The 18,627-nt window shown below is 61.7% G+C and carries 21 protein-coding genes; 8 read left to right on the top strand and 13 right to left on the bottom strand.

Annotation, left to right across the window (positions count from 1 at the left end; genetic code table 11):
- Positions 1 to 32: 32 nt before the first annotated feature.
- The gene (locus KIO76_RS15825) at positions 33 to 872 is read right to left on the bottom strand and encodes a MurR/RpiR family transcriptional regulator (RefSeq protein ID WP_213324159.1); all 840 of its coding nucleotides are present in this window, start codon (positions 870 to 872) and stop codon (positions 33 to 35) included.
- A gap of 152 nt (positions 873 to 1,024) precedes the next feature.
- On the opposite strand from KIO76_RS15825, the gene KIO76_RS15820 reads away from it, so the two are divergent.
- Entirely contained in the window at positions 1,025 to 1,759 is a 735-nt protein-coding gene (locus KIO76_RS15820; protein ID WP_213324158.1) for a glycerophosphodiester phosphodiesterase family protein, read from the top strand.
- Positions 1,760 to 1,768: 9 nt separating this feature from the next.
- Here the strand turns inward: KIO76_RS15820 and KIO76_RS15815 are convergent, their stop codons facing one another.
- Entirely contained in the window at positions 1,769 to 2,683 is a 915-nt protein-coding gene (locus KIO76_RS15815) for a cation diffusion facilitator family transporter (RefSeq protein ID WP_213324157.1), read from the bottom strand.
- Positions 2,684 to 2,831: 148 nt separating this feature from the next.
- On the opposite strand from KIO76_RS15815, the gene KIO76_RS15810 reads away from it, so the two are divergent.
- Positions 2,832 to 3,059, top strand: a complete 228-nt coding sequence (locus KIO76_RS15810) for a sulfurtransferase TusA family protein (protein ID WP_213324156.1) — start codon at positions 2,832 to 2,834, stop codon at positions 3,057 to 3,059.
- A gap of 33 nt (positions 3,060 to 3,092) precedes the next feature.
- Here the strand turns inward: KIO76_RS15810 and mobA are convergent, their stop codons facing one another.
- The 4 genes from mobA to KIO76_RS15790 form a co-directional block, all read right to left on the bottom strand.
- Positions 3,093 to 3,722, bottom strand: coding sequence for a molybdenum cofactor guanylyltransferase MobA (gene mobA / locus KIO76_RS15805; RefSeq protein WP_213324155.1), 630 nt, complete (start codon positions 3,720 to 3,722; stop codon positions 3,093 to 3,095).
- Positions 3,719 to 4,312: a DUF2478 domain-containing protein gene (locus KIO76_RS15800; protein ID WP_213324154.1), complete on the bottom strand. Its 594-nt coding sequence runs from the start codon at positions 4,310 to 4,312 to the stop codon at positions 3,719 to 3,721. Before KIO76_RS15800 ends, mobA begins: the two co-directional genes overlap by 4 nt.
- Before the next feature lie 81 nt (positions 4,313 to 4,393).
- Positions 4,394 to 4,726, bottom strand: coding sequence for a heme-degrading protein HmuQ (gene hmuQ, locus KIO76_RS15795; protein ID WP_213324153.1), 333 nt, complete (start codon positions 4,724 to 4,726; stop codon positions 4,394 to 4,396).
- A gap of 124 nt (positions 4,727 to 4,850) precedes the next feature.
- Positions 4,851 to 6,980 (bottom strand): TonB-dependent hemoglobin/transferrin/lactoferrin family receptor, encoded by a 2,130-nt coding sequence (locus KIO76_RS15790; protein WP_213324152.1) that lies wholly within the window; start codon positions 6,978 to 6,980, stop codon positions 4,851 to 4,853.
- 300 nt (positions 6,981 to 7,280) lie between these two features.
- Here KIO76_RS15790 and hemP point away from each other — a divergent pair, with 300 nt between their 5' ends.
- The 4 genes from hemP (at position 7,281) to KIO76_RS15770 (ending at position 10,532) form a co-directional block, all read left to right on the top strand.
- On the top strand, positions 7,281 to 7,391 hold the full coding sequence (hemP, locus tag KIO76_RS31055) for a hemin uptake protein HemP (protein ID WP_245449853.1): 111 nt from the start codon (positions 7,281 to 7,283) through the stop codon (positions 7,389 to 7,391).
- Positions 7,388 to 8,332, top strand: coding sequence for a heme/hemin ABC transporter substrate-binding protein (locus KIO76_RS15780; protein WP_213324150.1), 945 nt, complete (start codon positions 7,388 to 7,390; stop codon positions 8,330 to 8,332). The genes hemP and KIO76_RS15780 overlap by 4 nt, the downstream gene beginning before the upstream one ends.
- Positions 8,333 to 8,607: 275 nt before the next feature.
- A complete protein-coding gene (locus KIO76_RS15775) occupies positions 8,608 to 9,723 on the top strand; it encodes a FecCD family ABC transporter permease (protein WP_249729616.1) in 1,116 nt (371 codons plus the stop codon).
- Positions 9,720 to 10,532 carry a heme ABC transporter ATP-binding protein gene (locus KIO76_RS15770; RefSeq protein ID WP_213324149.1) on the top strand — a complete coding sequence of 271 codons (813 nt, stop codon included), beginning with the start codon at positions 9,720 to 9,722 and terminating at the stop codon, positions 10,530 to 10,532. The genes KIO76_RS15775 and KIO76_RS15770 overlap by 4 nt, the downstream gene beginning before the upstream one ends.
- 671 nt (positions 10,533 to 11,203) lie before the next feature.
- Here the strand turns inward: KIO76_RS15770 and KIO76_RS15765 are convergent.
- The 7 genes from KIO76_RS15765 to KIO76_RS15735 form a co-directional block, all read right to left on the bottom strand.
- Complete coding sequence (locus tag KIO76_RS15765; RefSeq protein ID WP_213324148.1) at positions 11,204 to 11,449, bottom strand: hypothetical protein; 246 nt, start codon at positions 11,447 to 11,449, stop codon at positions 11,204 to 11,206.
- 496 nt (positions 11,450 to 11,945) lie between these two features.
- Positions 11,946 to 12,677, bottom strand: coding sequence for an amino acid ABC transporter ATP-binding protein (locus KIO76_RS15760; protein WP_213324147.1), 732 nt, complete (start codon positions 12,675 to 12,677; stop codon positions 11,946 to 11,948).
- Positions 12,658 to 13,314 carry an amino acid ABC transporter permease gene (locus tag KIO76_RS15755; RefSeq protein ID WP_213324146.1) on the bottom strand — a complete coding sequence of 219 codons (657 nt, stop codon included), beginning with the start codon at positions 13,312 to 13,314 and terminating at the stop codon, positions 12,658 to 12,660. Before KIO76_RS15755 ends, KIO76_RS15760 begins: the two co-directional genes overlap by 20 nt.
- The gene (locus KIO76_RS15750; RefSeq protein ID WP_213324145.1) at positions 13,311 to 14,012 is read right to left on the bottom strand and encodes an amino acid ABC transporter permease; all 702 of its coding nucleotides are present in this window, start codon (positions 14,010 to 14,012) and stop codon (positions 13,311 to 13,313) included. Before KIO76_RS15750 ends, KIO76_RS15755 begins: the two co-directional genes overlap by 4 nt.
- 125 nt (positions 14,013 to 14,137) lie before the next feature.
- Entirely contained in the window at positions 14,138 to 14,944 is an 807-nt protein-coding gene (locus KIO76_RS15745) for a transporter substrate-binding domain-containing protein (protein ID WP_213324144.1), read from the bottom strand.
- An 89-nt stretch (positions 14,945 to 15,033) separates the two neighbouring features.
- Positions 15,034 to 16,014 (bottom strand): 2-hydroxyacid dehydrogenase, encoded by a 981-nt coding sequence (locus KIO76_RS15740; protein ID WP_213324143.1) that lies wholly within the window; start codon positions 16,012 to 16,014, stop codon positions 15,034 to 15,036.
- Positions 16,015 to 16,070: 56 nt separating this feature from the next.
- Entirely contained in the window at positions 16,071 to 16,853 is a 783-nt protein-coding gene (locus KIO76_RS15735; RefSeq protein ID WP_502761858.1) for a GntR family transcriptional regulator, read from the bottom strand.
- A gap of 334 nt (positions 16,854 to 17,187) precedes the next feature.
- Here KIO76_RS15735 and KIO76_RS15730 point away from each other — a divergent pair, with 334 nt between their 5' ends.
- A complete protein-coding gene (locus KIO76_RS15730) occupies positions 17,188 to 17,331 on the top strand; it encodes a hypothetical protein (protein ID WP_213324142.1) in 144 nt (47 codons plus the stop codon).
- 81 nt (positions 17,332 to 17,412) lie between these two features.
- A complete protein-coding gene (locus tag KIO76_RS15725; protein ID WP_213324141.1) occupies positions 17,413 to 18,618 on the top strand; it encodes a mandelate racemase/muconate lactonizing enzyme family protein in 1,206 nt (401 codons plus the stop codon).
- The last annotated feature ends 9 nt before the right edge of the window (positions 18,619 to 18,627 follow it).

Here is an 18,627-nt window from a genome sequence, read left to right as displayed (position 1 = left end):
ATACGCGGGCCACACCGATGACGTGCGACACACTAATCTTGTTTTTCTCGAAACATGCGTTGTAACGTATCGACCTTCGCTAGCTTGGCGAGCGAACGGCCATGATCCGTCCGCGACAGCTCAAGGATCAGCGTGTTGCAGATTGCCATCGGAACTGAGAGCGAATGGAATTCGCCCTCATTGCCACGGGCCGCGACGAGCTGCATGTCACAGGTAGGCATGCCGGTGTGGCGGTCCGTCACGAGAAGCGTCGTCGCACCGATGGTCCTGGCATAGTCCACCACACGTGATGCGCCGGGGCTGGCATGGCGGAAGACGAACACAACCACGATATCCTCGGTGGTCAGACTCAGGAGCGCGTCCGCTGCCTGCCAGTCGGCATGGCCAACATGTCGCGCCCCATAGCCAGAGCGCACGAGCCTACGCACGAAGATTTCGGCGAGACTGCTGGCGTGCCCCTCCCCAAAGGCCAGAATGGTGTTGGCGTCACGCAGCAGGCGCGCCGCATGCACGATATCCGCGTCAGAGACCTGAGACGGCAGCGCGGCCAATGCGCTGATCTCACCCTCGACCACGGATGCGAGCAGCGAATGCCCCTCCGCGCGCTTCAAACGCCGGCGCACGCGCACCGACGCGTCGAGATCCGCCAGGATCGTATCCTGCAACGCACCGCGCATATCACGGTAAGACGAAAAACCGAGCTTGCGGGCAAGCCGACCCGCCGTCGAGGCATGGACGCCGGCCTTCAAGGCAACGAGGTGGGCGGGCAGAAAGCTGCCCGCAGCCTTGTCCGCAAGTAGGACATCGACCAGCCGTCGATCTGCGTCCGACAGCTTGTCCTGCTGCGCTGCGATGATCTCTGCCAGGCTCATGGCCCCTCCCCTGACCGTGACGGTAGACGAAGTGCAACGCCTCATGCAAGTTTAATTGCGCAGCACGCCTTGTCGCAATAAAAGTTGCACAAACCAACGATAGGTCAGGAGGGGACATTGAAGCAGGCCCATAGCTTCGGGAACGGAAATCCATGACAGAGATCGCCTCGCACCGCGGTGGTGCGCAATGCTGGCCGGAAAACAGCCGGCTCGCCTTCCGCCAATCCGCTGTTCTACCGGTGGAGTTCGTGGAGTTCGACATTCACCGCAGCCGTGATGGCGTGCTCGTGGTGCACCACGATGCGAAGCTCGGCCGTACGGCTGAGGGCACGGGGGCGATCGCCGACATGGACTGGGACGCGCTGAAGCAGGTGCGGCTCGTTGGCACCGATGAGGAGACCATTCCGACCTTCACTGAGGTTCTCGACATTCTGGCCCAGAGCCCGCTCAAACTGCGCATCGAATTGAAGAATCGCGCGGATGGCAGCCGCTATCCGGGCCTTGAGGCCGAAGTTGTCGCGGTGCTTGCCGCGCGCAGCCTCATGGAGCGCACGACCTTCACATCCTTTGATCTCGACACTTTGAGGGACCTGGCGGTAGCGGCCCCCGGACGACCGCTGATCTTTCTCGTCAAGGAATCGTATTTCGCCACACATGGCCGCGACGTCCGCGCCCTTGCGCGCAAGGCACGCGCCGCCGGCATCGGTGAAATCGCCTTGCGAGCCTCCCAGATGCAGGACGACGACCTGGCGATCTGCGCGGAGGAAGGTGTGCGCTTCGGTGTTTTTGCCGCGCATGACGAGCCGGCCATCTCCCGCGCTTTCGCGGCAGGCGTTTCGGCTTTCACGACCGACCGCCCAGATCTCGCGATTGCGCTGCGTCCTTGAAGGTCGCTTTCAGATCAGCGTCTCGTCGGTTGTGAAGGCGATGGTGAGCCAGCGCTGTGGCCCACCGCCGCCGACCTTGTCCCCAATCTCCCTCCGGATTACATCCAGCGTGCCGATACTCCCAACCGGAAAATCCTTCGGCACGACGATGTGGATTTCTACGAACAGCGCTCGCCCGATCTTCGCGACATAGCTCGAATAGGTGAGAAACCCGTTGCGTGCGACGACATCCGCGACGATCCCTCTGACCTTCTCATCAAGGCCGGCAGGCGCAATCTGAAAAATGCTGCTGAGCGCGTTCCGGACAATCTTGACTGGAACAAAGATCAGGCAAGCTGTGAGCACAGCCAAAACAAGCGGATCGATATAGGGAATGAAGGGCGAGAACTGTGTGCCCTCAATCGCCAACGCCGTCACGAAGGCAACGAGCAGTGCCAAAGTGATAAGGCCTGACATCAGCCAGCTTTGCGTGTCGATGCGGATGAATTCCGATTGGAGCTTCCTGTTCTTCCGACGCTCGACGAAGACCATGCTGAAACAGGCAATGGCAACGATGGTCGCGTAAACCAGCGCGAGATCGAAGTTGAGCACCCGCCCGCCGGCAACGATATCGCTGATGGCGTTCAAAAAGGCATAGAAGCACAGCAGCATGAGGACGCCGCCGTTGAGCGCTAGGACCATCGGTTCGATGTGCCAGTAGCCAAACTGGAAGCGTCTGCTCGTCTCGCGGCTGATGAGACGCATGGTGCCGAGGGAGAGCAGCGACATCGCGGCATCAATCGCAGAGAACACCCCATCAAAGAGAATCGACATCGACCCGGACAGGAGACCGAACAACACGCCGATTGACGCAACGACGAGCGTCACGATGATCGACATGCGCATGAGCCGTTGCTCACCGGTCGTGTCGATTGGTGTCGTCATGGTCCGCTCCGTCTCCGCCTCGAGATAGCATACCGGCGGGACTGCCAGATGCCAGACAGCTTGACCGGCGGCCGCGCCTCCGGCAGGAAGCAGCGACCGAAGAGAACAGGAACCGCGCTCGAAAATTTTCGCGCGTGGAATTTGCACGATGGCGATAAACCTCGACCTGCGCGGTCTGAAATGCCCCCTGCCGGTGCTGCACACGCGCAAAGCTCTTCAGCGGGCTGCCGTCGGCACCGAACTTGTGATCACCTGCACCGACCCTATGGCCGCGATCGACATTCCCCATCTCCTGCAGCAGCGTGGTGATCGCCTGGTATCGCAGCAGCGCAACGGCGACACGCTAATCTTCACGGTCGAGCGCCGCAGCCCCTGAGCGCCTCGCCCCTATGCGGCGCAAGGCGGCGCTTCATCCGGCAAGCCCAGCGAGCCGCTCGGCCTCGTCACGGTCGGCTGGCGTATTCACATTGAAGAACGGGTCCACGACCGCACTGGGCCATTCCGCCACGGCGATGCGGTAACGACCGGTGAATGCCGCCACGGATCGAATAGCATCCGCCGTCAACGCGTCCTGCAGTTCTGCTGCGAGCGCGACCGGCCAGAGTGTTGTCGCGTGGTGGCGTCGACCGTGCGACGCGGCGCAGGCGAGATCGGCGCCGGCATGCGCACGCGCCTGATGCAACCGTCTCACCAGATCATGGGGCAAGAACGGCGTATCGACGGTGCTGCTCACCATCCACGCCACGTCCGGGTGATTGGACGCGCACCAGGACAGACCGGCAAGAATACCCGCGAGGGGGCCGATCTGGCCCGGAATACTATCCTTGACAATGTCATGCCCTGCGTTTTCCCCTTGCAGGGCGTCGCCGCCAGTATTGACGGCAATCACGACGCATTGCGGGACGAGGCGATCAAGGACGTGGGCAAGCAATGGCTTGCCAGCCAGCACGAGCCGAGCCTTGTCGGTGCCCATGCGCCGGCTGCGCCCGCCAGCGAGCACGAGCCCAGCCGTTGCCGGGCTTCCACCGCTGGTTGTCATAGGCCACCCTCGACGGACAATGGAAGGGAGACGCCTTCCAGCTGCGCGAGGCTCCAGACGACGAGTGCATCCACGAGGCGCTCGCGTGCAGCTGCTTCCGCCGGGACATCGCCCGCGCGATGCCACGCACTCCCTAGAAAGGCATCCCAGTCCGAGAGCCGGCTCGTCGGAACCGAAGTGACAAGAGGTATGCCATGCGTCAGGGTGGCGATGAACTCCGCCCGCAGCCCGCCCCCATCGACCTCGGCCTTCCCGAATTTTGAGAGAATGGCGAAGGCCGCGGACGGAAGCGACCGGGCGGCGAGGGCCGCCGCTTCAGCAAGTCCCCGGCTGTCCAGGCGGCAACCGCTCGCGGCGGCGCCCACGGGCTGTGAGATGCCTATGAGGCGGCCGCTCGCCAGATCCTCAGCAACCATCCGGGCTGGGACCGTCGCCCCATCGCCGAAACGGTTGTGCTGGACGAGCCCGGCGAGAGGGATGCCCTCCTGCCGTAGGCGTCCGGCGAGCGCGGCGAGGATGCCATCCGCGTCGCCTCGCTTGTTGTAAACGATCGCTGCGACCGGGAGCATCGATCGCGTCGCTTGGCTCATGTCCGACAATTCTGTGCCCTTGAACCGCTGATCACGGGCCAGCGTATCGGACACCGGGATCAGAGACCATCAGGCGTTTTGTCAGGCCGCGGTTGCGCCGCTCGGTTTCACGGTCTGGAGAACCTCGAAACCCTCGAATTGCGGATGGCCGACGTAGAGCGCGCCGCTTGAGCCCGCGCCCTTGTGGGCGAGCCGGAAGGCCTCCGACTTGGTCCAGGCCTCGAAGTCGGCCTTGCTGCGCCAAATGGTGTGCGAGGAATAGAGCACATGGTCCTCGCCACGCGGACCGCGCAGCAGATGGAACTCCACGAAGCCCGGAAGATCTTCCAGATGGGTTTCGCGCGACAGCCAGACGTTCTCGAAAGCTTCCTCAGAGCCGAAGGCTACCTTGAAGCGGTTCATCGCAATAAACATGGGCTCGGTCCTTTATTGAAGAAAAGCTCTCCGCCGCTATGCGACGAAGAGCATGGCAGATCAGTTGGTCAGGGTCACCGGGACCAAAGGGCACGCGCGCTCTTCAGGCCCGCCATCACCCTCGCTATTTGCTGGCGAAGCGCACCGTCAGCGCGAACTTCGCCGTCAAGCCCGGGCTCGCCTCGGTGTTCAGGTATTGCGTGTACTGGCGATCAAAGAGGTTCTGGATCACCACATCGCCGCGGATGTCTTCGTTGTACTGATACGACGCGAACAGGTCGACCAGCCCGTAGCCGCCCTCAGGATTGGTCACATTCTTCTTGGTCTTGTCCACCAGCGTCAGGCGCGTGCCGAGGGTCAGCTTATCGTCGAAGAAGCGGAAGCCGAGGGTCGAGGAAATGCGATCTGGCGACACGCTGTTGAGGGGACCGCCCGTGATCTCATTCTTGCCATTGAGAACAGTGCCTGCGACCGTCATGAAGCCCCAGTTCCAGTCGTAAGCCGCCTCGAGCTCCAGACCTGTGATCTTGGCCCGAGCGACGTTGACATACTGGTAGGAGTACATCGGCATGCAGAGTTGCGGTGCGCGGTTGCAGACGCTCGACGGCATGCCGGGAATGAAGGGCACGAGATAGGGCGAACCTGTCTCTTCCATATCGATGTAGTCATCGATCTTGTTACGAAACACATTCACCTTGGCGCGGAACGTGTCGCCGTCCTTCAGGACGTCGTTGTATTTCACGTTGACACCCGCCTCGAGGTTACGCGCCACTTCCGGCTTCAGATAGGGGTTGGGCAGGATGTTGAAGGCCGGGAATGGATGCGTGCCTGCGATCAGCGTCTCGGTGATCGAAGGGGCGCGGTAGCCCTCCGCGTAAGTACCATAGAGCTCGATGCCCTTCACCGGTGTCACGCCCACCGTGAACTTCGGCGAAACGCGGCTGCCGTCCGACTCGTAGCCGCCACCGTTCAACTTGTACTCGTCATAACGCAGCGCACCGAGCACACGCAGCCAGTCGCTGTACTTCAGCTCATCCTGGATGAACGCACCCGTGAGACGACGGTTGCCCGAGGGCGTGAGAGCCGTGACATATCCGCCCGCGTTGTCGATCGTTTTCACGCGGTCCCATGAACTGTCAAAACCATAGGTCAACGCATGTTCGAGCGGGCCTGTCGTGAACCGGGAGGTGTTGTTGATGTCAAAGCCATGGGTTCGGATGCGATCAGACGCCCTGTCACCCGGCTCGACACCGAGCGCCGCATAGGCGGAGGTGGGCGAGATCGTCGTCTGCTGGAGCTTGGTCTCGGTGTAATAGCCCTTGATGCTGAGGTCGAGCCACGGCACGTCCGGACGGCTGAAGGTATAGCCAAGCGTGTAGGTCCCGGTCTCGACCTCGTTGCGCCAGCGTGTGCCCGCGCCGCTTGTGCCATTGTTGGTATAGTCATAGTCTTGGCGCAGAGCCGTCGCGCTGATCTGGTGCCCGTCGGCTGGCCGAACGTTGAACTTCATCAACCCCGCCACCAACTCGCTGCCGGTATCAGAAACCTTGTCGCCGTTACCGTCCTTGTAGGTGTTCGTGTTGCGGTACACGAATTGGCCGAACAGGTCCGCATTCGTGCCGAGGCGCACCGCGCCAGAGGTGCTGTTGAGGAAGCCTGCGCCATTCGTGCCGACGCCGAACTTCTGTTCCATACCGAATTTTTCGTCTGGCTTCAGAAGATCGTCGATGGAACGCGTCCGGAAGGAGGCGACGCCGCCGATGGCGCCCGATCCATAAATCGTCGACACCGGGCCACGCACCACGTCGATCTGGCCGACGAGTTCAGGATCCAGATAGAACGTGCCGTTCGAGTTGTGACCGGAAATCTGGAAATTCTGGCGCGCCCCATCCACCAGCACGTTCACACGACCAAAGTCCTGCATGCCGCGGATGTTGATGGATTGGCCGGGATCGTTCACGGCCATCGGCGCGACAACGCCGGGAACACCGATGAGAGCGTCCGAAATCGTCGAGGCCTGGAACCTGTCCATGTCCGTACGGGTCACGACGCTGGCACCCGCCAGCGTATCGACCACCGTCTCGACCGTCTTCGTTGCCGTGATGGTGATCGCGTCGAGCGTGATCACATCTTCCGGCGCGCTCATTGAAGTCACCGGCTGATTCGCTGGCGATTGGGCTTGGGCAGCCGTCGCCGCCATCATGGCCGAAAGGGATACGAAAGCCAAAGCCTGCAGCCTGGTCGCACGAAACATCGCAACGTCCTTGAAATACGAGTTTTTATGCTGGCTGGCGAGGTCCCGCGTCGCGGGCCTGGAGGCTGGCTGGCGTCAGAAGGTCGAATGCGAGATGCATGCGACGTTTGCGTTTCGTAAATACCTATTTTAGAGGTGTCAATATTGGTGCTAGACCCAGTTTAATCTTTTTCTAAACTGGGATTACGGGACCATCCAGCATTAGTTTCACATTTGAATAGTTCGAATAAGATGAGCTCGCACGAAACGTCTCCGCCTGCGCCGCCCGCCTCCGCAAAACATTCCGCGGAGCAGCCGGTCGTGAACGCCCAACAGCTCTTCGGCGACAAGCGCGAGCTGGTCATCGTCCATAATGGCGAACGCTACCGCCTGCGCATCACAGCCAACGACAAACTGATCCTGACAAAATGACCGATATCACCGCTCGGCGCTTATCCCGGCGCTCCTTGTTGCAAGTTGCCGGATCATCGGCCGCGATCATCGCCTTTGCGTCGACGAGCCTTATTGCCCAGGACGGGTCGCCAAAGCGCATCGTCGCCGTCGGCGGCGCTGTAACGGAAATCCTCTATGCACTTGGCACGCAGGATCGGATCGTCGGGATAGACACGACGAGCCTCTACCCGCCTTCCGCGCTGAAGGACAAGCCGAACGTCGGCTATATGCGCCAGTTGTCCGCGGAAGGTGTGCTGTCGTTGTCGCCCGATCTCGTGCTGGTCTCGGCAGGCTCAGGGCCGCCTCCGGCCCTCAAGCTGCTCGAGGAAGCCGGTGTCCGCCTCGTGACGGTCCCCGACACGCCCACCGCAGCAGGCGCCATCGAGAAAATTCAAGCGATTGGTCGCGCGATCGGCTTGGAGGCGAAGGCCTCCGCACTGGCAAACGATGTCGAGAAGCGCTTTGCCGCTGTGGCCAAGGCCCGCGAAAGCGTGTCACGCCCCGTCAAAGTGCTCTTCGTTCTCGCCATGCAGAGCGGCAGGCCACTCGTAGCCGGCACTGGCACGGCGGCCGATGGTATGATCGGTCTGGCAGGGGCGACGAATATCGGCGCGGGCTTCAACGGCTACAAGGCAATGACCGACGAGGCCATCATCACAGCGGCACCCGACGTGGTCGTGATGATGGCGCGCGAGGGCCTGCATGCCGATCCCGATACGGTGTTCGCCAATGCGGCACTCTCCGCCACCCCCGCGGGGGCCGCACGACGGCTCGTGACGGCCGATGGTCATTGGCTCCTAGGCTTTGGTCCTCGCACACCCGAGGCGGTGGCTTACCTGATGCAAGCCTTCTATCCGGATATGCCCCAGGTCAAAGCGCTTTCCGCGAGCCCGAATCTGCCCACCGAGGCGGGCAAGTAGCACAGTGGCGAGGCTGGATTGACCGCCGGCTTGTCGAGACGCGCCACGCTGCGGAGGCCGAGGACATTTCGAGAGCTGGCAAGGTCGTGATGTTGAAATTTGCACGAGTTTGATAGACGGCTTCGGCGAACTCCGAAATCCAAGCCCTTCCGGGAGACCGAAGGTTATCCGTGGCCTTCTGCTTCCGAAATTCGCTTCGTCATCGATAGTGTGAAATGCCGACTTCAGCCACTGGGGGATGCTAGGTGAATGGCGAGACAATGGATTAAAGGTCGATGAGCACATCGCCAATGGGTGCTTTCGCCGACAGTGCTGGCGAGACGCTCGCTGCCACGCTCCAGCGGCGGCGCCAACGTACCGCGTTCGTCTTTGCCCTGCTTGTGCTTCTCCTCGTGGCTAGCAGCATCGTATCGCTCGGCGTCGGCGCCGTCTCCATCCCGCCGGGCCGAACCTTGGGGGCGCTCTGGAGCGGCCTCACGGGTTGGCCCGCCGACGCGAATGCCGCGCGTGACAGTCTGGTTATCCTCAACATCCGCCTTCCACGGACTTTGCTCGGGCTGATGGTCGGCGCGTCCCTTGCCGTATGCGGCGCGTTGATGCAGGGATTGTTCCGCAACCCGCTGGCTGATCCCGGCCTCGTCGGCGTATCGAGCGGCGCAGCGCTTGCCGCTGCCATCGTCATCGTCCTCGGCGAACGGTTCCTGCCTTATCTGCCCTTCACGACATTGCCCTTCGTCGCGCTTCCGATCGCCGCGTTTCTGGGCGGCCTCCTCTTCACCTATGTGCTCTACGTCCTCTCCTCCGGCTCAGGGCGAACCTCCGTCGCCACGCTCCTGCTCGCGGGCGTCGCGCTTGGGGCGATGGCTGGCGCTATCACCGGGCTTCTGACCTTCCTGAGCAATGACCAGCAGCTGCGGGACCTCACTTTCTGGTCCCTCGGCAGCCTGGGGGGCGCGACATGGACGAAGGTCACCACGATCCTGCCCGCGTTCATTCCGCTGGCGATCGCCCTGCCCTTCCTCGGGCGCAGCCTCAATGCGCTTTCGCTTGGCGAGGCTGAGGCCTTTCACCTTGGGCTACCCGTGGAGCGCATCAAGCGCATCGTGATCGTTGTCGTGGCGCTAGCGGTCGGCGCGGCCGTCGCGTCGGCCGGCGTCATCGGCTTCGTCGGGATCGTGGTGCCGCATCTGCTGCGGCTGGCTATCGGCGCAAACCACAAGGTGCTCCTGCCCGCAAGCGCCCTGCTGGGCGCGGCTCTGCTTCTCGCCTCGGACGTTCTCGCGCGCCTGATCGTATCCCCCGCCGAGCTCCCCATCGGCATCTTGACCGCGGCGATCGGCGCACCGTTCTTTCTGTGGCTCCTGCTCGCCCGGCGGAAAATGGTGACATGAGCGCGCTCGTCGAAGCCAAGGGCGTCGGATTTACGACGCGCCGTACCACAATCCTGGATGATGTCTCGCTGGCGCTGCAGCCGGGACGCATCACCGTCGTGCTCGGCCCGAACGGAGCCGGGAAATCGACGCTGCTGCGTCTCCTCGTTGGAGAGCTTTCGCCAACCACCGGCAGCGTCGCCTACGATGGCGTCGCCATGAAAGACCTGCCGCACTGGAAGCTCGCTTCCAAACGCGCGGTCCTTCCGCAATCGGGCAGCCTTGCCTTCCCCTTCACCGTATACGAGGTCGTGGCGCTTGGCCTCGATGGCGCTGGTCGCTCCGTCACGGGCCGTGCTGCAGAAGCGAAGGTAGCCGCAGCTCTCCGGCAGGCCGATGTGGCACATCTGGCGGAGAGGCAGTTCCCCACCCTGTCCGGCGGTGAGCAGCAGCGCGTCCAATTCGCGCGGGTGCTGTGCCAGCTGGAGGCCGGACGAGCCCATGAGCCGCGCCAGATGCTGTTTCTCGACGAGCCTGTGTCCAGCCTTGATCTCGAACATCAGATCGCCGTTCTCGACACCGCGCGGCAGCTTGCAGCTGCAGGAACCGGCGTTTTCGCTATCCTCCACGACCTCAATCTCGCCGCCGCCTATGCCGACGAGCTGATCGTGCTGCAATCTGGCCGGCAAGTGGCACGCGGGACCCCCGCCAATGTCCTGACGGACCGTCTGCTTACGGAAACTTTCGGCGTCGACCTAGCCGTCCGCGCAGTGCCCGCCGCGCCGATGCCCTTCATCCTGCCCCAGGCACGCCGCCTCGCATCCCGGTGATGGATCTCCCGCACCCGCCGAAAGAGGATGTCGCCGTTGCCCCCGCCGTGGTGCATACTCCGCGCAAAGACCCGCGCGTTCGCACTGGGACCTTCATATATTTGCATCTCACGTCCGCCGACCTGAGAGCGGTAATTATATACCGTAATTTTCCCACAGGCAGGTGTTAAGAATGTTCCTGACAGGCAAATTGCGGGGAAACTGGATATTTTTTATCGCAACCGGCTAGAAAACTGCTATTTGCCAAGCCTGTTGCGACAACGAGCTCTGTCGCCGCGTTTGCCCTCCGCTCCCCCGGCGGGCGACGGGCCGGAGTCGTAGGCTATGCCTACGAGGCGCCGGAAGCTCCCCCCTTCCGGCGCCAATCCCTTTCTTCCCAAGACTCTGCGGGTTTCTCCAACGCTATGTCGGCCTGCATCCTGAATGTAGAAAAGCTACGCATTCATAGCTGCCGCGATTGACAAGTCGCGCCTTTGGCGGCGAGCAGGCGCGCTGACCGATCGTGAGAATGTTGAAAACTCTCACCACAGGGACGCACCCTTCGCACACCTGACAAGAGCAGGCACCGCGGAACGCGCGCGGGACTGGTTCCCAAGAAAACGCCGGGACCAACGAACCGGGCGACTGCGGAATCTCACCGACACACCCGTCCGGAGCATCGACCTCGTCTTTTAGTGGGGCGTATGGATCGGCTCGGTTACTGGTTCGCTCCGCATCCTCTCATCGCCAGTCCAGCGGCGGACTAGCTCGTCCAATTCGTCGGCAACCGTGAGAATATCGGGAGCATGGATGCTGGCGCTATCGAGATAGACGTTGCAGCCGCCGTGGGATATCGGCCGGACCATCAGAATGTGGTCCGCATTGATCAGGACGCGGTGACCTGAGGCCTTTTCCGTAAGGGAAATGATGGTTGCCATGCGCTCCTCCCAAGGTCTGTCGTTCTGTAAGCAATGCTTCAATTTACCACACCGTTCCGGAAAAAAGATGAGGAATTTCAATTATTGCGCGGATAGCGTGCACCATGCGTAGAATGCAATGCTACAGAGGCGAGACGCGGAGGCTCCGAAAGGCCGTCCGAAGCACTGGGCGACACGCTCTCCCGCATGTCATTGTGTCTCAATGTTTATTCTCTTGCCGAAGAAGGTGACCACGCCGCTCGCGGCCCGGTGCTTGTGCGTCCCCCTGGACCACTCATGTCAAATCGCGCGGCTTAAGCGCGCAAACCGCAAACGAGCCCGTTCACCCCACTCTCCCTTGAGGCCTCTCACGGTACATGGCGAACGCCGGCGCCCTTGAACGCGGGCTACGGCTCCCGTCGCAAGTTGCGCCTTCATGCGTCGCAGACGGCAAAGCCCGCCACGGGCTCCATGGCGGGCTTGCGTCAGACGTCGCACGCCGGCGGCGCGGGTTAGTTTACTTGAGGCTGCTCTTGACGAAGGCGGCAAGCTCAGGGGTCTTGGGAGACGCGAATAGCTCTTCCGAGGGGCCCATCTCCCACACTTTGCCCTGATGCATGAAGACCGTGATGTCGGCGACGCTCCGCGCGAAGTTCATTTCATGCGTCACGAGCAGCATGGTCATGCCGCCTCGGGCAAGCTCCTCCATGACGAGCAGCACTTCGCCGGTGAGCTCTGGATCAAGCGCGGAGGTTACCTCGTCGAACAGCATGACCTTTGGCTGCATGGCGAGCGATCGGGCGATCGCGACGCGCTGCTGCTGGCCGCCGGACAGATTGTCAGGATACACGTCGAATTTCTCCGACAGGCCGACCTGCGCAAGCACTTTCTCAGCCTGCGCCCTGGCCGCGTCCTTCGCCACGCCCTTCGTGATGCGGGGCGCGAGCATGATGTTCTGGCCCACCGTGAGATGGGGGAAAAGATTGTAGCTCTGGAAGACGATGCCGACGTCCTTGCGGAGTTCGCGCAGCTTCTCGTCGGTATAGGTCACGGTGTGGCCAACCACCTCGATCCGCCCCGACTGAATCGTCTCCAGGCCGTTGATGCAGCGCAGCAGCGTCGACTTGCCAGATCCGCTGCGGCCGATGATGGCCACGACCTGCCCCGCCTCGACCGCCAGAGAAACTCCCTTCAGGACCTCGAGTTTCCCGAAGCTCTTATGGACGTTTTCAATTTGTACGGCCGACATGGAGCACCTTCTCAAGATGTTTGCTGAGACGCGACAGCGGGAAGCAGATCAGGAAGTAGATCACCGCTACCGAGCCAAAGACCTGAAACGGCTGGAACGTCGCATTGTTGATGAGCTGGCCGGCACGGGCCAGATCGACGAAGCCGACCACCGACACGATCGATGTATTCTTGACCAGCTGCACGAGGAAGCCGACCGTTGGCGGCACCGAGATCCGGAGCGCTTGGGGCAGGATTACGTAACGATACTGCTGGCCTCGCGTCATCGCGAGCGAGGAGGAGGCTTCCCATTGCTGGAAAGGCACGGCCTCTATGGATCCGCGCCAGATCTCTGCGAGATAGGCGCTCACATAAATTCCGAGCGAGAGCGAAGCGGCGATCAGCGGAGGAATATCGAAGCCGGCCAGCGACAGTCCGTAGTAGGACAGGAACAGCACCATCAGTACGGGCACGGACTGGATCACCAGGATATAGACCGATGCGATCCGGCGCAGAAGGCTGCTCTGCGACAAGCGCATGATGGCAAAGGCGCCGCCGACGATGCCGCCGAAAGCGAAGGCGATGACCGTGAGCACCAATGTCCAGCCGGTCGCCCGGACAAGGAACATGAATTCGGGCCAGCCGAAGGACTCGATCATGCCGCTTCTCCCTTCACCTGCACGCGGGAGAGCCCGGATACACGCGGGAAGATGAGCCGCCCAAGGCCGAGGAGGCCCACTTTCAGGGTTAGCGCGAGCACGAGGTATAGAAGCGTCGCGACGATATAGCTCTCGAAACTGCGGAAGGTGCGCTGCTCGATGATGGCGGTCACGCCAGAGAGTTCCTGCACCGAGATGAAGGAGCAGATCGAGGAGGCAAGCAGCATGAGCACGAACTGGCTGGAAAGCGCCGGCCACACCTTGGCAATGGCTGGCACGATGATGACGTGCTGGAAAATCTGCCGTTTGGTCATGGCGAGCGACAAGCCCGCCTCGATTTGAGAACGGTGAATCGAGTCGATGCCCGCCCGGATGATCTCGGTCGAGTAGGCTGCCAAGTTAAGTGTCATGGCCAGCAGGGCCGCTTGGGTTGCTGTAAGGCGCACGCCCATGGCCGGCAGGCCGAAGAAGATGATGAAAAGCTGCACAAGAAAGGGGGTATTGCGCAGAAGCTCAACGTAGACATCGACGACGATGCCCATCCAGCGGGGGCCGTTGCTCCGCGCCGCCGAGAAGAGGATCGCAAGGATCGACCCGAGGACTATGGCGCCGACCGACAAATAGATCGTCAGCAGGATGCCCTGCAGGATGAAGCCGGATTCGGCCAGAACGCTGTTGAATTGGAATTGATACTGCATCGTTTCGCCACTGGCCTCTCGTCATCAACGCGCGCAGTGCGGGCGACAGGCGGCCATTTCGGACGCCTGTCGACTGGAGTGCCTCCTGGAACTGAAGCAGCTCCGGGAAGTCGATGGCAGCGGTGTTAGAACACCGGCAACTCGGGCAGCGGCGTGCCGACCCACTTGCGGGAGACCGCATCAAGCTCGCCGTTCAGCTTGATGTAGTAGATGACGTTGTTGAGCCAGTCGCGCAGGTCGGTCTGGTCCTTGCGCACGGTCATCGAGTTCGGCTGCCGGGCGAAGATGAACTTCTGCTCGTAGTCCGTCACGTTGCGCGCCTTCATGGCAGCGTTGGCCTGGGCATCCGGGCCGGCAATGGCGTCGACCTGGCCGGTGAACAGCGCCATCATGACGGTCGCATCGTCCTCGAAGCGCATGATCTGGAGGTTGAGGTCCTTCTCACGGCTCGTCAGCTCATGCTCGACGCTCGAGCCGCGGTTGACGCCGACCTTCTTGCCCTTGAGGTCTTCCCACTTGGTGATATTGGCGTCCTTGTGAGCGTAGATGCCCGGCTGGAACATGCTGTAGGGAATCGTGAAGAGCACGGACTTGGCGCGCTCGGGCGTCGGGGCGAGCGTGGCGATGAGAAAGTCCACCTTGCCGGATTCGAGTGCCGGGATACGTGAAGGCGGGGTGAGTTGCACGATCTCGACCGGCACCCCGAGATACTTGCCGACGAGCGCGGTTACGTCAGCGTCGTAGCCAACCGCATTGCCCTGGGCATCGACGGAACCGTAGGGCGGAGCGCCGATGAGAACGCCGATGCGGGCCTTGCCGCGCTTGACGATGTCCTGCACCGTTTGCGCAGAGGCTTGGCTCGTTGCGCCAACGGCCGCCACGCCTAGCGCGAGCGCCGCGATCGCATATTTGAAGGCTTTGAAAGACACCATAGACTCTCTCCCTATGCGCGGATGATCCGCTTCGTTCGTCAACCTGGGGTTCTTCGTTGGATCCCGGGGATGCGTCTCGCACCTGTCGATCAGCTCTCCCCTCCCTCACGAACGACGTTTGTGCAGGGCCGCCCGGCGGCCCGGCTCAGAACGTTGTCGGCAATGGTCTTTTGTCTCCGGCGAATGGTCCCGCTCGTCCAGCCGGACATATGCGGGGTCATCACGATATTGGGCAATTCATGAAAAGGTAGAATTGACGGCAGCACGGCCGACTTATCCGGCGAGGGATAGACGTACCATGTATCGATCACCGCACCCGCGATCTTGTTGTCCCGCAAAGCCTCGTATAGCGCCCGCTCGTCTATGGTCGGCCCGCGCCCAACATTGAAGACGACGGCAGACGGGCGCATCGCATCGAAGGCATCATCGCTGACAATTCCTGTGGTTTCGTCGGTCAGCGGCACTGACACCACGATGAAGTCGGCTGATCCCCAGAATTCATCCAGCCGATCAAGGGGGAAAGACCTGTCCACCAGCGCCGAGGTCGGCACAGGTGAGCGATTGGCGACATGAACCTTCATTTCGAAGGCCTTCGCGCGCGCGGCAATAGCCTTGCCGATATGGCCGAAACCGAGGAGGCCGATCGTCTTTTCCGCCAGTTCGTCGTGGACACGCTCCGGCGCTCCCGCCCAATAGGACCAGTCCTTATTGCGAAGCTTAGCATCTGCGTCGGCGAGCGGAACATGACGGGCCAGGATTCCCGCCATCACATATTCGGCAATGGCCTGCTCATGGCCGAAGCAATTGCAGACGGTGGCTGATGCCGGCAACAGCGTTAGATCGACAGCATCATAGCCCGCGCCTGGCACATGGAATAGCTTCAAGCCTTCAGGGCGCGGCAGCGAACTGTTGTAGCGTGTACCCACCACAACGTCCGCAGCCGCATAGGTAGCACGGTCAGCCTCACTCGCGAGGACATCGGGCAGGACAGCGATGTCTGCCGGCCCGACAAGATCAGCGAAACCGTGGCTGAAGGACGCGGCGTTCTCACCATGAAAGACAATGCGCATGACGAAGATCCGAACTTCAGGCAGGCGAAGATGACGCGCCCTGCCCTGTTGTGGGTTTATCGGGTTGAATGAGAGGCCACGAAGGGCGTGAGGTTGCAATCGAGCAGAGAGGGATCAACCTCCCGCTCCATGATGTCGAACATGCTGTCGACGAAATCCATCAGGGCATCCGAGGCGGCGACCGCCGCCTCGACCTGCCGGCTTGCCACCGCATCCAGAATGGCGAGATGGCTATCGATCGTCGCGTTGAGGTTCTCGTCCGAGGCGATCACATTATGGAAGATCCAGCCGATCCGCCTGAATAGCGTGTGCAGCGGGCGCAGCGTATGTTCGAGGAATGGCTCACCCGCTGCCGTGAGAATCAACTGGTCGATGCGGCGGTCGAAAGTGTTGAATTCGCTGAGCGTCAGGGTCTCACGATGCTCCCGTAGCGCGCGTGCGAGATGCAGTAGCTGGTTGCGATGGGAAGGTCCCGATTTCTCGGTGGCGAGCCTGATGACGAAGCGCTCGAGATCCCGACGCAACCTCAGCAGCACACGTTCCCGGGCGAGATCGATCGGGGCGATCTGCACGCCGTGACGCGGTCGCACGATAACCAGTGTGTCCGCCGCCAGCCGACTGACCGCCTGGTGCACCGGCGTGCGCCCGAAGCCACTGACATCCTGCAGGTCCTGGATAGCCAGAAAACGTCCAGGCTTGAGTTCGCAATTAATGATGAGGTCTTCAAGCCGCTCATAAGCAAGGTCGAAGAGATTGACGCGGTTGCGGCGGCGCGGCGCAGCAGGCTCGGCAGCGTCATCTGCCGTCAGCATCGACCGGCTGCGTGTCTGCGTCATCAAGCGTTCCCTCGTCCCTCCCCGCCGCGGAAAAGCGGCCGGAATCCCAGCTGAGCTTTGCGCGACTGCTTGCCGGTGCAACAACAGCAGCAGTCGTGACGGGCGTTATTCGTCCCCGTTGCAACTGCATTTTAAAACATGTTGTAATATTTTACAAACAGAATATAACCAGCATCAACGCGGTTCGATCGGGAGCGGGGCTGTTGCGGCTATGGCTTCAGCCTTTGAGGACTCGGGCAACAGCGACGGCATGACGTGATCATCGGCAATGTTGTCTATGCGTTCTCAATGCAGCCCCTTCACATCCGAGCACAAGGGCCGGAGCGCCATGGGCGCCATGGCTGATCCTGTCAGCATGGACTACGGCAGCGCCGCGCGTGTTCTGCGAGGAATGCCGCCCAGCAACATCCTTACGATCCGCGGCAAGACATCCATCCGATGGCGCGCCGTCACGACTTTTGCCCGACTGGCACGCACGTAGCCAGACGACGAGGTTCGTCTCCGTCAAGAAACGACTGGAACGATTCAGCGGGGACAAAATGTTTCAGGAGGAAACCAACCGATGAAGATCACGTCCATCGAGACCCTGCGCACAGAGGAATTCGCCAACGTTCTCTGGGTGCGCGTCCACACCGATTCGGGCTTGATCGGCCTTGGCGAGACCTTCTATGGCGCCGGCGCGGTCGAGGCTCATATCCATGACACGCTCGCGGGCCGCCTCCTCGGCCGCGATCCCCTGCATATCGAGGCCATCCATCGCGACATGGTGAACCTGCCGATGGCGCAGTCGTCGACCGGTGTCGAGTACCGCTCCGCATCCGCCATCGACATCGCGCTCTGGGATCTGTTCGGCAAGGTCTGCGATCTGCCCGTCCACCAGATGCTCGGCGGATTGTGCCGTGACAAGCTGCGCATCTACAACACCTGCGCCGGCTACGGCTATGTGCGCTCCAACAACATCAGGCCGGTCTCGAACTGGAATTTCGGCCAGAGCGAAGCCGCCGGTCCCTATGAGGACCTCGAAGCCTTCATGACGGACGCCGGCGCGCTCGCCGAGAACCTGCTCGAGAATGGCATCACGGCCATGAAGATCTGGCCGTTCGATCCCCCCGCCATCGAGAACCAGGGCCTTTACATCACCGCAGCCCAGCTCAAGAAGGCTATCGAGCCCTTCGAGAAGATTCGCAAAGCGGTTGGCGACAAGATCGACATCATGGTGGAGTTCCACTCCCTGTGGAACCTGCCCACCGCCAAGCAGATCGCGAAGGCGCTGGAGCCCTACAAGCCCATGTGGTTCGAGGACCCGATCCGCATGAATTCGCCGCAGGCTCTTGGGGAATATGCCCGCTCGACTGACGTCTGGGTCTGTGCCAGCGAGACGCTCGGCTCGCGCTGGCCGTATAAGGACATGCTCGATCGCGACGCCACACATGTCGTGATGGTGGATCTGTGCTGGTCGGGCGGTCTCACTGAAGGGCGCAAGATCGCCGCACTCGCGGAAACCTGGCATCGCCCGTTCGCGCCGCATGACTGCATCGGCCCCGTCGGTTTCGCGGCGGCCGTGCACACCTCCTTCAGCCAGCCCAACACGCTGATCCAGGAATCGGTGCGCGCGTTCTATACCGGCTGGTACAAGGAGCTTGTCACCGTGACACCGACCATCAAGGATGGTTATGTCTATCCCATGGAGGGGCCAGGCCTCGGCCTTGACCTTCTGCCTGCCGTATTCGACCGTACCGACCTGATTGTCCGCCGCTCGGCCGTTTGAGGAGCCCGT

The sequence above is a fragment of the Chelatococcus sp. YT9 genome (assembly GCF_018398315.1).
Taxonomy (GTDB): Bacteria; Pseudomonadota; Alphaproteobacteria; order Rhizobiales; family Beijerinckiaceae; genus Chelatococcus.
Note: the sequence above shows the minus strand (reverse complement) of the source record. Positions and strands in the feature narration are given on the sequence as shown.